The 13,805-nt window shown below is 74.9% G+C and carries 6 protein-coding genes and 1 pseudogene; 2 read left to right on the plus strand and 5 right to left on the minus strand.

Going from position 1 to position 13,805, the window contains the following annotated elements; genetic code table 11:
- Positions 1 to 409 precede the first annotated feature (409 nt).
- From ACFVFR_RS18940 to ACFVFR_RS18950, 3 genes and pseudogenes are all read right to left on the minus strand, one after another.
- Positions 410 to 5,794: pseudogene (locus ACFVFR_RS18940) on the minus strand (DNA repair ATPase); the annotation flags it as partial.
- Between the two features lie 686 nt (positions 5,795 to 6,480).
- Positions 6,481 to 8,583 (minus strand): SPFH domain-containing protein, encoded by a 2,103-nt coding sequence (locus tag ACFVFR_RS18945; RefSeq protein ID WP_383702981.1) that lies wholly within the window; start codon positions 8,581 to 8,583, stop codon positions 6,481 to 6,483.
- A gap of 244 nt (positions 8,584 to 8,827) precedes the next feature.
- Positions 8,828 to 9,433, minus strand: coding sequence for a hypothetical protein (locus ACFVFR_RS18950; protein WP_383703123.1), 606 nt, complete (start codon positions 9,431 to 9,433; stop codon positions 8,828 to 8,830).
- A gap of 272 nt (positions 9,434 to 9,705) precedes the next feature.
- Between ACFVFR_RS18950 and ACFVFR_RS18955 the strand changes: the two genes are divergently transcribed.
- Positions 9,706 to 10,767 carry a PucR family transcriptional regulator gene (locus ACFVFR_RS18955; RefSeq protein ID WP_383702984.1) on the plus strand — a complete coding sequence of 354 codons (1,062 nt, stop codon included), beginning with the start codon at positions 9,706 to 9,708 and terminating at the stop codon, positions 10,765 to 10,767.
- 567 nt (positions 10,768 to 11,334) lie between these two features.
- Positions 11,335 to 11,910 (plus strand): TerD family protein, encoded by a 576-nt coding sequence (locus ACFVFR_RS18960; RefSeq protein WP_383702986.1) that lies wholly within the window; start codon positions 11,335 to 11,337, stop codon positions 11,908 to 11,910.
- Positions 11,911 to 12,170: 260 nt separating this feature from the next.
- Here the strand turns inward: ACFVFR_RS18960 and ACFVFR_RS18965 are convergent, their stop codons facing one another.
- Both ACFVFR_RS18965 and ACFVFR_RS18970 read right to left on the minus strand, forming a co-directional pair.
- Positions 12,171 to 13,211, minus strand: a complete 1,041-nt coding sequence (locus tag ACFVFR_RS18965) for a M56 family metallopeptidase (protein ID WP_383702989.1) — start codon at positions 13,209 to 13,211, stop codon at positions 12,171 to 12,173.
- Between the two features lie 4 nt (positions 13,212 to 13,215).
- Positions 13,216 to 13,698 (minus strand): BlaI/MecI/CopY family transcriptional regulator, encoded by a 483-nt coding sequence (locus ACFVFR_RS18970; RefSeq protein ID WP_383702992.1) that lies wholly within the window; start codon positions 13,696 to 13,698, stop codon positions 13,216 to 13,218.
- Between the last annotated feature and the right edge of the window lie 107 nt (positions 13,699 to 13,805).

Genomic DNA, 13,805 nt, shown 5'->3' on the forward strand with positions numbered 1-13,805 from the left:
ACTCGACGGCCGCGAGGCGGTCGGCCAGCAACCCCAGCGCGGCCACCGCCTCACCCAACCCCACCGCGCCACCCACACCCGCCGTACCGGCGAAGCCACCCGCGAGACCAGGCCCGCTCCCAGCGACCTCACCCGCACCACCACCGGCGACCTCACCCGCCTCGGCGCCGAGCCCACCCCCGGCGCCCGAGCCACCCTCGCCCAAGCCACCCGCAGGGCCTCCCGCGCGAGCGAACCCACCCTCGGCACCCGCACCATGGCCACCCCCCAAGCCACCCGCAGGGCCACCCGCGCGAGCGAACCCACCCTCGGCATCCGGCACACCCACATCCGGCACACCCACCCTCGGCACACCCACACCGAGGCCACCCGCAGGGTGACCCCCACCCAAGCCGCCGCCCCCGGCGACACCTCCGGCGGCGCCCCCGCCGGCCAAGGCCCCGCACAGCTCCTTCCAGCGGACGGCCTGCTCCTCTGTCAGCGTGCCGCGCAGGGCCGCCAGCTTCAGCAGGTTGGTCTCGGCCGCCGCGCCCAGCGTCTGGGCCTCGTTGCGGTAGTGGTCGGTGACCAGGGCGGCGAGTTCGGTGTCGTTCATGGCGGGGTTGACGCGGGAGGCGATCTGGTTCATGTCGCGGTACGAGCCCTGGAGGCCGAACGCGGGCTCGGTGCGGGTCTCGTCGGACTGGGCCGCCGACGCGATGTAGGCGGCGTTGACGGCGAGGACCGTCTCGCGGGCGGTCAGGACGTGTCGGAGTACGGCCAGGACACGGTCGAGTTCGGCGGGGGCGTACGGGTGGGTCAGCCGGTCGCGGCGGGCCGTCGGGTCGCTCGCCGCGAGTCGGATCAGCAGGTCGAGGTCGGCGCGGTCACGGCCCGCGAGGGGGGCCAGGGTGGGGTTGGAGGTCAGCGCGTTCTCCACGAAGCTGGCCTTGAACGCCTCCTCCTTGCCGGTGAGGACGTCGCCGAGGTTCCACACGTCGGCCCGGTTGGCGAGCATGTCCGGTACGCGGAAGCGCCGGCCCGACTCGGTGTACGGGTTGCCCGCCATGCACACCGCGAACCGCTTGCCGCGCAGGTCGTACGTGTGGGCCTCGCCGTCCCGCACGCCCTCCATACGTCGGGTGGCGTCGCACAGCGGGATGAACTTCTGGAGCAGTTCGGGCGAGGTGTGCTGGATGTCGTCCAGGTAGAGCAGGACGTTGTTGCCCGCCGCCAACGCGAAGTTGATCTTCTCGACCTCGCGGCGGGAGGTCGCGTTGGGCGCCTCGGCCGGGTCGAGCGAGGTGACGCCGTGGCCGAGCGCGGGCCCGTTGACCTTGACCAGGAGCAGGCCGAGCCGCTCGGCGACGTACTCGACCAGCGTCGTCTTGCCGTATCCGGGCGGCGAGACGAGCAGCAGCAACCCGCTGGTGTCGGAGCGCTTCGTGTCGCCGGCGGCGCCGATCTGGCGGGCCAGGTTGTCGCCGATGAGCGGCAGGTAGACCTCGTCCACGAGCCGGTTGCGGACGAAGGACGACATGACCCGTGGCCGGTACTCCGCGATCCGCAGCCGCGCCCGCTCCGCCGCGATCAGTTCCGTACGCCGCCGCTGGTACGCCCGGAAGCCGGGCACCACGCGGGTGGCGAAGTCGCTGGTCCGCGCGTGGAACTCGTCGATCCGCAACGCGAGCGACCGCCCGACCACGCGCGGGTGCGCGCCCAGCAGCCCGTCCACGCGCGCGGTCAGCTCCGCGTCCACGGTGCGCCGGTCGAGGTCGGGGCAGACCTCGATGGCCACCGCCTCGGCCAGATCCCCGTCCGGCGTATCGCCGGCCAGCCCCGCGCCGGCCGACCCAACGCCGGGCGCCGCCCCACCGCGCGCCAGCGCACCGCGCGCCACCGCACCGGCCGCCGCCGTACCGGAAGCCTCCCTCGCGCCCGACGTCCCGCCGGGCCCCGCACCGGAAGCCGCACCGGAAACCGGGCCGGGCTCCGCTTCGGCCAGCCCCCCGCCGGCCCGGCTCTCGACGGCCGAGCCCGCATCGGACCCGTCCACCCCACGCGCCCGGTCCGCCCCGTCCGCCCCCTCCGCGCCGCCCGGCGCCCCCGCGCCACCCGTACGGCCCGCGCCCCCGCGCGCACCGCCGCCCGGTGCGGGGGCCCCGGCGGCCACGCCGCCCTCGCCGGCCCGCGCCCCCGCGCGGCCCCCGGCCGCGACGTACGCCGTGAGCCAGCCACGCACCAGGCGGTGTGCCGCCGCCGGGTCGCCGGCGGCGAGCCGGGCGCGTACGTCGTCCTCGTACGGGGACGCCCCGACCGCGCGCCCGAACGCGTCCAGCAGCTCCCGCGCCGCCGGCCCCGTCACGAACGCCCCACCCAGCGCCAACTCCTCGACCAGATACGCCGCCGCCACCTCGGGCGATCCCGCACCGCCGAAGCCCCTGCCGAGCGCCCCCGGCGACGCGCCGGCTCCCGCCTCCGACGCCCCCGCGCCGCCGAGCGCCCCGGCGGCCACACCGCCGCCGAACGACCCCGCGCCCCCGTCCGCGCCCGCCGCCGCGCCCCGCGCGCCCACCCCCGCGCCCACGTCCCCGCCGCCACGACCGGGCCCACCCGGGCCCACTCCACCCGCCAGCGCCAGCGTCCCCGCGCTCCCGCCCCCGCTCGGCCACCCGGCCAGCGTGAACTCTCCGATCCGCCCCGCGAGCTCCGCTCGCAACGCCCCCAGGCCCGGCGCCGAGCCGAACAGCGTGCGGGCCCGCGCCAGCGACACCGCCTCGCGGGACCAGGACGCGCGGGCGGCGGCGGTCGTGCCGTGCGCCCAGAACAGGGCCGCCGTGGCGCGCGCCGAAGCCGGGTAGCGCAGCAGCTCGGCGCGGTCGTGCAGGCGGAGTACCGCCGTCAGGATCGCGGTCGCGTCGCGGTCGTGGACGCCGCGTTCGTACCCCTCGTCGTACGCCTCCTCCGCCGTCCGCCGCACCAACTGCGCCAACTCTTCCGGGGCGGTGGCGGCCAGGGCGGGGGCGCCGTGCTCGGCGAGCAGCCGGGCGGCGAGATGCTCGGAGCGGTAGACCTCGGGGGACTCCGAGGGCAGCGTCTGGCGCCAGTACGCGCGGGTGGCGGCGAAGGCCGGATCGGTGACGGGGGAGCGGTAGTCCGTGCCGGTCAGCGCGAAGGACATGCCGTGCCCGTCCGCGTCGGGCAGCAGCGTCAACTCGGCGTCCTGGGTGCTGACGGCGAACCGGTGCGCGCCGAGCCGGATGGTCTCGCCGCCGTCGGCGTACAGCTCGGTCCGGTCCCGCAGCGAGCGCAGCGCGTCCTCGCGCGCCGCCCCCAGCCGACCCGCCAACTCCTCGGCGCGTACGCCCTCGCCGAGTTCGCGCAGTTCGTCGGCCGTGCGGCGGACCTTGGTCACCAGCGCGTCGGAGGCGAAGAAGGTGGCCACCGCGTCCCGGTCCGGCAGTGTGCCGGCGCGTCGGGTCAGGGTCTCCAGGACGCGGGTGGCCGAGTCGGCCAGCGTGGCGGCGCGCCGGGCCGCGGCGTCCTCCAGCGCCTGCCGGCGGGCGGCGAACGCGTCGCTGACCTCGGTCCGGCGGTCGTCGATCTTGGCCCGGAACTCCTCGTGGTCGGCGAACCGCGCTTCCAGGTCTTCCAGCCGCAGCAGCAGCGCGGAGAGTTGGTCGTCGCACTGGCGCGGGCTCTCGCACGCGGCGAGCGCGCCCGCGACCGACTGGCCGAGGAGGGTGAACTCCGCCGCGAACTCCGCGCGCCCCTCCCGGTCGGCCAGCTCCCGGCGGCGCGCGTCCAGGGTGGCCCTGGCCCGGTTGAGTCCGCCGGTGACCTCGGCGATCCGCTCCAGGATGGCGGTGCGTACGGTGGCGTCGCCGATGTCGAGCCGGGCGATGACCTCGGTGACCTCGCGCAGTCCGGCCGAGCGTTCCGCGATGCGCTCGGCGAGCGGGTCGGCCTCGGCGACCGTGCCGATCTCGTCCGCCTCGGCGGTCAACTCCTCGGCCTGGGCGCGGTATCCGTCGAACGCGTCGGCGCGCTGGAGGAAGGCGACCGCGCGGCGGGCGGTGGTGGCGATGTCGGCCTCGACGTCGTCGGCGAGCGCGTCGATGCGCTCGACGTCCGCGTACCGCATGTCCTTGAGCGTCACCAACCGGCCCTGTGCCTGGCGCAGTTCGCCGATCCGCGCCACCCACTCCTCGGCGGTGGCCGGCGCCTCGCCGCGCACCCGGCGTACCAGGCGGGCCACCAGCGCCGCGCTCTCGGCCAGCGCGTCGGCCGCCCGCCGCGTCAGGTCCTGGACGGTCGCGAACTCCGCGAGCACCTGCTCGGCCGTCTCCCGCACCTCGGCCAGCGGCCCGCGCAGGTCGCCGACCTCCGGGTCGCCGAGCCAGTGGAACCGGTCGGCCGCCCGCGCGCACGCGGTGGCCAGCGACCGGTACATCTCGCCGGTGGGCTCCGTGTCGGCGACCTGCCGGGCGATGGACAGGCACTCCGCGATGCCCCGGACCAGGTCCGCGTTGCCGATCCGGGCCAGCGGCCCGGCGCCGGCGGTCGCGCTGGCGGCGTGGGTGTCGGAGACGTACGGGGTGCGCCAGAGCTGCACCGGGTGCACGCGCGTGGGCTCGTCGGACTCGGGGCGCAGCGCGACCAGGGTGCCGTCGTCGAAGAGGGCGTACCCGTGGCAGGGCAGCGGGGTGGCGATCTCCTCGCGGATCGTGTTGTACGCCAGCAGCAGCGTGCGGCCCCGCGCGAGGGCGTGGAAGGCGTACAGCACGTCCTCGCCGTTGGGTGAGCGCACCGCGTGCGCGAACTCCATGCCCTCGGTGTCCGCGTCGAAGCTCTTCACGGCGCCGGTGGCCAGGCAGTAGCCACCGGGGAAGACGATGCCCTGGTCGTCGGGGAGCCGCTGGCAGGACCGCCCGATGCCGTCCAGCCGCGCGACGGCGTGCGTGACGGTGTGGAAGACCAGGTGGCGCCAGGTCTCCTCCTTGTACGGCCGCACCCGCAGCAGCACCAGCGGCCCCACACTCGCGTACGCCACGTCCGCGTCGGCCAGCGACTGCAACGGCTCGTCCACCGGCTCGCGGTAGACGCCGTCGCCGCTCTCGGTGGTGTTCTCCGTCTTGACGGTCAGCGACCCGCCGACGGTGGCGACGTAGAGCGTGCCGCCGTCGATGGCGATGTGCGGGAAGCGGCCCAGGACGTGGTCCGCGCGCGTGGTCGCCGTCCACGTCACGTCGTGCGCGGCGGGGAAGACGTGGTCCCGCTCGCCGCGCGCGTCCAGGAAGCGGGCCGGCCCGTCCACGGGCAGCGCCCAGCGCAGCACGCGCAGGTCGTCGGCCTGCTCGCCGGTCTGGAAGACGGCCAGCAACTTGCCGTCCAGCAGGCGCAGTTGACGTAGTCGCGTGCCCCGGTAGTAGCGGTAGAGCGCCTCGAACTCGCGGACGAAGGCGGGATCGTCCAGCAGCCCCGGCGCGGCGTCCTCGGGCAGCGGGTTCAGCTCGCGGTCATAGAGGGTGAAGACGTCGCCGACGGTGGTGGCGCCGGCCTCGGGCCCGGTGGCGGCGTCGCGGCCGAACAGCAGCAGTTCGCCGACGGCCACGACGTCGCGGGCCACGCTGGCCCGCTCGGTACGCACCGGTTCGGTGCCGGTCAGCGTCAGCTCGGTGGAACCGAACTCCTCGACGCGCGCCGCGTTCAGGGCCTCCGCCCGCCGCGCCAGCTCGCCCGCCCGCGCCCCCAGCCGGTCGCGCAGCACCTCGTACGTGCCGACGTCGAGCCCGCTTCCCGTCCCGGTCTCCATCTGGTTCGACTCCCTGCTCTGGCTGGCGGCGCGTCCGGGACGCGCCGCGGTCGGTGGTGGGTGGGGTGTGCGGGCTCTGGTGTGCCGGACGGGGTGGTGGGTGTGATCGTGGTGCTGGTGCTGGTGCTGGTGCTGGTGATTGTGGCTGAGGCTGTGGCTGTCGTCGTGGCTGAGGTCGTGGCATGCGGGGGTGGGTGTGGCGTACGGGGTGGGTGGCTCGCGCACCGGCGCCCGGCCCGCGCGTGGGAGCTGGACCCGGGTGGGTCACGGGCCCGCGTACGCCGCGCCGGGTGCCCGTACGCCGCGCCGCGTACGTCGCGTGCGCCCCGCCGCCCCCGGGCCCTACCGCCCGGCCGCCCCCGGGGCGTACCCCCGTTCCCGAGGCGTACCCCCGGGTGCCGAGGCGTACCCCGGGCGTCGTACGCGCCGGGCCTCGGAAGCCTCCCCACCGCGCGCGCCGCGTGGTGCACTCTGCCAGCCCCGCCAGCCCTGCCAGCCCCGCCAGCCCTGCCAGCCCCGCCAGCCCTGCCAGCCCCGCCAGCCCCGCCGGCCCAGGCGACACGCGTACCCGGGTCCGGAGCCGCCGCCCCCCGCGCGGCGGCTCCGGACACCTCGACCGCTCCCCCGTGCGGTCGGCTCGGTGGGGCGGCGCGGCCCGGTGGCCGTTCCGCCCCGGGGGGGCGCGCTCAGGTCAGCGGCGCGCCGTTGACCGAGGGCGCGGGGGCGGGGCTCGCGCCGGCGCCGCCGAGCACGCCCGCGTCGCCACGGCCGACCAGCTCGGTCACCGGCAGGTCCGCCAGGCCCAGCTTGCGGGCCGAGGTCAGCAGCTCGTCGAGCTGGCTGGAACCCTGTGGCATCAGCTTCATCAGCAGCGCCGAAACGGTCAGGTTCTGTACGTCGGCGGTCGACGTCGAGGTCAGGACCTTCGTCAGGTCGTCGGTGAACGACGCCGAGCCGTCCAGCCAGGGCCCGGCCAGGGTCTGCGCGGTCTGCGAGTGCTGGACGAAGCTGTCGACGCTCTTGCCCAGCGAGATCGCCCCGACCAGCCGGTCGAAGAAGGCGCTCTCGCCGCCGACGATGCTGATGTCGGCGCTCTCCAGCCCGGTCGCCAGGACCGTGGCCTGCGCCTCGGCGACCTGCCGCTGTGCCTCGATGCCCGCCAGCCGTACGTCCTTGTCGGCCTGGATGCGCAGCCGGAACTCCTCGTGCGCCCGCGACGCCTCGTCCAGCGCGGCCATCGCCGCCGCCTTCTCGGTCAGGCCCGCCGCCTCGGCCTTCAGCTTCTCGCCGATGGCCGCCGCCTCCGCCAGCGCCTTCTCGCGCGTGCCCTCGGCCTCGGCGCGCAGTCGGGCCGCCGTCGCCTCGGCCTCGGCCCGGCCGGCCTTCTCGACGACCTCCGACTCCTTGTCCCGCACCTGCACGGCCGCCAGCCCCTCGGCCGCCGCCTCGGCCTGGATGCCCTCGGCCAGCCGTATCTTGGCCCGCGCGTCCATGTCGGCCGTCTTCGTGCGCGCCTCGGCCAGCGTCAGCTCCTCGGCCGCGCGGTGGATGGCCGCCTGCTCGGCCGCCTCCGCTGCCTTGATGTCCTTGACCAACTGCTCCTGCGCCTCGGCCTCGGCCGCGATGACCACCGCCTGCCGCTCCCGCTCGGCCTCCTCGACGGCGCGCAGCCGCTTGATGGACTCCTCCTGCTCGGCGACTGTGCGGTCCACCGCGATCCGCTCGCGCACCACCTCGGCGATCTCCCGGCGCTCGCCCTCGACCTCCTTCTCGGCGGAGATGCGGGTCAGCTGGGTCTCCCGCTCGCGGGCGATGACCTCAAGCAGCCGGTCTTTCTCGATGCGCTCGTTCTCGATGGCGATGACCCGCTCGCGGTTCTTCTGCGCCACCGCGACCTCACGGGCCTGGTTCTCGCGCTGGATGCCGAGCTGCTCCTCGGTCTTGAGGAACGCCGCCTGCGCGCGCAGCCGCTCCTCCTCCACCACGCGGGCCGTCTCGGCCTCCTCGCGGGCCCGCACGGTGTCGATCTCCCGCTTCTGCTTGATCTCCGCGTCCGCCTGGCGCCGCTCCAGCTCCAGAATCGCCTCGCGGGCGTCCACGTTCTGCCGGGTGATCTCCTTCTCCTCGTGGCGCTGGAACTCGTTGGTGCGCACGTGCTCGACGGCCGTCAGCTCGGTGATCTTGCGGATGCCCTGGGCGTCGAGGATGTTGTGGGCGTCGAGCTGGTTCAGCGGCGTCTGCTCCAGGTGGTCGATCGCCGCGTCCTCCAGGCTGTAGCCGTTCAGATCGGTGCCGATGACCTCGATGATCCGGTCTCGCAGCTCCTCGCGCTTGGTGTACAGGTCGGTGAAGTCGAGCTGCTTGCCGACCGTCTTGAGCGCCTCGGAGAACTTGGCGTTGAACAGCTCCTGCAACGTGGCCTTGTCGCTCGCGCGGGCCGTGCCGATGGCCTGGGCGACCTTGATGACGTCCTCGACGGTCTTGTTGACGCGGACGAAGAACGAGATGCGGATGTCGGCGCGGATGTTGTCCCGGCAGATCAGGCCGTCACGGCCGGTGCGCGAGATCTCCATCGTCTTCACCGAGATGTCCATCACCTCGGCCTTGTGCAGCACCGGCAGGACGACCCGACCGGTGAAGGTGACGTCCACCTTGCGCATCTTGGACACGATCAACGCCTTGCCCTGCTCGACCTTGCGGAAGAGCCGACTGGCCACGAACAGCAGGACCAGGGCGATGAGCAGGACGACAACGACGAGTACGCCGATGCCTATGGTGAAGGTACTCATGGAAAGTCCCCGTAGAAGAGATGGAGCGGAAAGCGAAGCGGGCGGCCGGAGCCGGGGCGCGCGACGGCGTCGGGCGCGCCGGTCGTGATCGGCGGTGGGTGTGCCGGCCGGGCGGGTGGGTCGGCGGCGGTGGTGGTGGTGCTGGTGGTGCGCGGTGGCCGGGTGGCGGATCGCGCGGGTGGGCGTTCGGCGAGTGGGGGCGTTCCCCTCGTGCGGGTCGGCGCGGGCGGTCGGCGCGGGCGGGTCAGCCTCTGGGGTCGAGCGCCGCGTCGAAGGGCGCGACCCAGAAGAACTCGCCCGAGTCGTCGTAGGCGTACAACAGCCCTGTACTGCCCAGGGCGAGGTGGTCCCCGTCGTTCTGCCGCACCTGCACCAGCGCCGTGGAGCCGTCCCGGGCGGTCACCTCCGCCTGACCGAACCTCGCGTCCACCCGCCCGGTGCGAATGATGCAGGTCAGCCCGATGAAGTCCTGCCGGGACGGCTCGGGTTCGTCGGGGAAGAGGGTGGCCAGTGGTCGGTTCAGCAGGCGGGCCACCCACCACGCGCCGAGCACGCTGCCACCCAGGACGGCGAACTCCAGCGACAGCCGCGGGGAGCCGGTCAGGTCCGCCTCCCCGAGCAGCCGGGAGCCGGCGAGACTGAGGAACCAGCCGAACGCGATGAACAGCGAGGCCGACACCGCCACCGGCACCCCGCCCAGGTGTAGGGCGTCGGAGTTCACGTCGGTGTCGAAGGTGCCGTGGCCGGCGGCCCCGAAGGCGACCAACAGCCAGAAGCCGACCACGACCAGCAGGGCGGCGCTGAACAACACGGTGGGAAAGCCGGCGGCCACGTCCAGGAAATCGGCCATCGTCATTGCCCCCTCAGCGCGACGCCCGCCCACGACCGCGACTGTTTCCGTGCCCCGTCGAGCGGGACACTCCACTTCCGGCTGCCGGCACCGCATGGTTCCGACCGCCCCGGCGATCTCATCCTGCCAGCGCACAGCAGCGTCGCGCATTGCCGCGCGCCGGCAGTCTTTACGCCCTCTTAATGCCGATGGCCGCCCCCGTCATGCCGCGTGCAACCCTTGAGCCCCGCGCGCCACCAGGGCGACGGCGGCGCGCGGAGGGCGGAGGAGCCATGACGGAACGCGGCATACCCGAGGACTACCTGGAGGGTTACGCGGAGATCCTCACCAGCGCCTGCGCCACCGGCCGGCGGCTGGTCCGCGCCGAACTGGTGGCCCTGCGCGCACGGGGGGAGAGCGCCGCCGAGGCGGGCCTGGGCCTGCGCGCCCTGGTCCACGCCCACCTGGTCACCGCCCAGGCGGTCCGCCCGGACCTGCGCGACGCGGACGCCGACCACCTGCTGGCCGCCGCCACCCAGGCCATCGACGCCTTCGCCGAGGGGTACGAGCGGGCGCAGCGGCTCGCCGTGCGCCAGGAGGAGGCCGCGCGCCGCGAGTTCATCGACGACCTGCTCTACGGCCGCAGCGACCTGGGCCGCCTCGCCGAACGCGCCGAACGCTTCGGCCTGCTGCTGGCCCACGCGCACGCGGTCGCGGTGGCCCAGGGCGCTGAACCGTACGACGACGGCGACCCGGTCACCCGCGGCATCGAGTCGTCACTGCTGGCCCGCTTCGGCGACCGCCGCATCCTGCTCACCACCAAGGACGGCCGGCTGATCTGCATCGCGCCCGTCGACGAGTTCGACGTCCTGCGCTACTTCGCGAAGCAGGCGTACGCGGCGACCGACGGCGGCCAGGTCGCCATCGGCCGGGCCCACCCCGGCGTGGGCGGCGTCGTCCACTCCTACGAGGAGGCGCTCAACACCCTGGACCTGGCCACCCGCATGAACCTGAACGACCCCGTCCTCAACGCCTCCGACCTGCTCGTCTACCCGGTCCTCACCCGCGACCGGCAGGCCATGACCGACCTCGTACGCACCGTCCTCGGCCCCCTCCAGCAGGCCCGCGGCGGCGCCCAGCCCCTCATCGACACCCTGGCCGCCTACTTCGACACGGGTTGCGTGGCCGCCGAGGCCGCCCGCCGCCTCTCCCTCAGCGCCCGCGCCATGACCTACCGCCTGGACCGCATCCGCAAACTGACCGGCGCCGACCCCGGCGACCCCGTCCACCGCTACACCCTCCAGACCGCCGTCATCGGCGCCCGCCTCCTGGACTGGCCAGAAGCGGGAGCCTGAACGCGCCCCACCACCCCCCGAGCCAGGCCGACCGGGCCTGACCGGGCCACCAGCGCCCGAGCCGGGCCCACCCCGCGTGGGCGGGGACGACCACCCCTCGTCGGTCAACAGCGCCGTGTAGACCGGAGCAACCCCGCGTGGGCGGGGCGGGCCGGATTTCGGTGGCCTTCTCGTTGTACTCGCGCGGGCCAACCCCGCGTGGTGCGGGGACGACCACCCTTCGTCGGTGAACAGCCCGGTGTGGACCGGAGCAACCCCGCCGGCGCGGGGAGGGTCCTACCCCGGTGGAGTCTCGTCGTCCGCGCACGGGTCGGCCTCGCCCTGGCGGAGCGACCCCACCCCCGTTCGTCAACAGCCTGGTGTATACCGGACCGACCCACCCGTGGCGACACCCGTCGCGGACCGGCGGGTGGGTGTGCCGTATCCGGGTGTGGGGTGGCGCGGTGGGTTCGTTCGGGATCGCCGTGTCGGGGCCGCGTCGTCGCTGGTCGCCCCCGGCCCGTCATTTCTACAGTGTTGTAGATTTGCGGCAGTAGCCAACGCAGGGGAACAGGGGAAGGGCAGATCATGGGTGTTTCGCTCGCCAAGGGTGGCAATGTCTCGCTGAGCAAGGAGGCGCCGGGGCTGACCGCCGTGGTCGTCGGACTCGGCTGGGACGTGCGGACGACCACCGGGACCGACTACGACCTGGACGCCAGCGCCCTGCTGTGCAACGACTCCGGCAAGGTCGCGTCCGACCGGCACTTCATCTTCTACAACAACCTGACCAGCCCGGACGGTTCCGTCGAGCACACCGGCGACAACCTCACCGGTGAGGGCGACGGGGACGACGAGGCCGTCAAGGTCAACCTCGCCGGCGTACCCGCCGACATCACGAAGATCGTCTTCCCGGTGTCGATCCACGACGCCGCGGCCCGTGGCCAGAGCTTCGGCCAGGTGCGCAACGCCTTCATCCGCGTGGTCAACCAGGCCGACGGCGTCGAGCTGGCCCGCTACGACCTGACCGAGGACGCCTCGACCGAGACCGCGATGGTCTTCGGTGAGCTGTACCGGCACGGCACCGAGTGGAAGTTCCGCGCGGTGGGCCAGGGTTACGCCTCCGGTCTGGCCGGCATCGCCGCCGACTTCGGCGTCAACGTCTGACCTGGTAAGGGCGGCTTTCCGTCGCACCACCGGGGCCGTGCGGCGCGCACCGCGCGCTGATGGCCCCGCCCCACACGGGGCTGCCCGGGCCCGCCCCCTGGCCGGGCAGCCCTTCCTTCGTCGCCGCTCGCGGCCGGCCCTCGTCGCGTGGCCCCGGCGGCGACCCGACCCGGCGGCGTCCGACCCGACCCGGCGGTGTCGAACCCGTCCCGGCCGCGTCGGACGCCGCTTGGTCCGCCCGCGCCGCCGCGTCCCGCGCGTCACAGCGCGGTGGCCGCCTTGAGCACGACGAACAGGGCCACCGCCGCGTTCAGCGAGGAGAGGGCCGAGGCGGCGGTGCCGGCCGCCGCGATGAGCGCCGCCGCGTACAGCGAACCGTCGGCCGGCGGCCACAGCCGGGGCGAGGGGACGGGCCCCAGCAGCGCGGCGATGCGTCGCGGCACCGGGCCGGCCGCCGCGAACGCGGCGATGCCGGGCGCCGGCGCGGGCCCGGCGATCAGCGCCGCCTTGCCCACGGCCGTGGCCACCACACGCCGGTCACCCACCTCGCGGGCCGCCTCCTCGTCCGCCCAGCGCTCCGCGCTGAAGGCGACCGCCGTCCACAGCGGGCGCAGGAACGGGTTGGCGCTCGCGGCCAACCGCGAGCCCAGCAGATAGCGGTGGTGCCGCCCGGCCAGATGGGCCCGCTCGTGGGCGACCAACGCCCGCCGCTCCGAGGCGCCGAGCCCGGCCAGCATCGCGTCCGAGACGACGACGCGCCCCGACCCCGACCGGTCGGGCAGCGCGTACGCGTACGGCACCTCGTCCGGCAACACGGTCAGCGCGGGCCCGCCGGCCCCCACGAGGGTGTCGGTGCCCGCCAGGGTGCCGCTCCCCGCGCGTGGGCCCGAGGCGGTGGGCGGCGCGGAGGCGGCCGGTGCCGGGCGCGGCGCGGAGGGCAGTTCGGCGAGCGCGCGCCAGGCCCCGTTGCGTACCCGGTAGTGCCGCCACAGGGTGCGCCCGCAGGCCGCCGAGACCAGGGCCAGGACGCCGATGGCGGCGAAGCCGACGTTCTCGTCGTACGGCACGGCCGCCCGCACCTCCGGGTCGGCCCAGCCGTCGGGCAGCGGGTTGCCGGGGACCTGCGCGGTGCCGACGACGACCAGCAGCACCAGACACAGCGTGCTGCACACCGCGAGGATCACGCCGACGCCGGTCAGCAGGACCGTCGCGGTACGCGGGTGCAACCGCCGCTCGGCCAGCCGCGACATCGGCCAGGCCGTGAGCGGCAGGACCAGCGGGAGGACGACGAAGACACCCACCGGCTCACGGCTCCCGTTCGCGGTAGCGGCGCGCGGGGTCGTCGGCGGGGGCCGGGCCCGGCCCGTCGTCGACACCCTCCGGCCCGGCGGGCATGCCGTGCAGCAACTCCCGGACCAGCCGCTCGTCCTCGGCCGACAGGCCGGACACGAAGCTGGCGAGCACCGCGTCCCGGTCGCTGTGCCCGTCCAGCACGCGCCGCATGCGCTGCGCGGCCAGCCCCGCCTCGTCGGCCGCCGGCGCCCACCGGAAGGACCGGCCCGAACGGCGCCGGGTCACGCTGTGCTTGCCGTGCAGCCGGGTCAGGATCGTCACGACCGTGGTGTATGCCAGGTCGTCGCCCAGATCCTGGCGCACCCGCGCCGCGGTGACCGGTTCGCCGGCCTCCTGCAACACCCGCATGACCTGCGCCTCCAACTCGCCCTGGCCGCGCCTGCGGCCCCGCTGTGGCGAAGGCCGGGCAGCGTCCTCGTCCTTGTCGTCACCCACCGGTCCCGCTCCTTCCCGCGCGCCGTCCCCGATCGCCGGGGCCCGCGAGCCCGCGTACGCGGGCCGCCGGCCGGCCCGGCTCCGCGTGGGCCGCGCGCCGTCCCGGC

Source organism: Streptomyces sp. NPDC057702 (genome assembly GCF_042799315.1).
Classification (GTDB): Bacteria; Actinomycetota; Actinomycetes; order Streptomycetales; family Streptomycetaceae; genus Streptomyces.

Coding starts and splice junctions, on each gene's coding strand:
- ACFVFR_RS18945 (WP_383702981.1), bottom strand. CDS start 8,583: ATGAGTACCTTCACCATAGGCATCGGCGTACTCGTCGTTGTCGTCCTG.
- ACFVFR_RS18950 (WP_383703123.1), bottom strand. CDS start 9,433: ATGGCCGATTTCCTGGACGTGGCCGCCGGCTTTCCCACCGTGTTGTTC.
- ACFVFR_RS18955 (WP_383702984.1), top strand. CDS start 9,706: ATGACGGAACGCGGCATACCCGAGGACTACCTGGAGGGTTACGCGGAG.
- ACFVFR_RS18960 (WP_383702986.1), top strand. CDS start 11,335: ATGGGTGTTTCGCTCGCCAAGGGTGGCAATGTCTCGCTGAGCAAGGAG.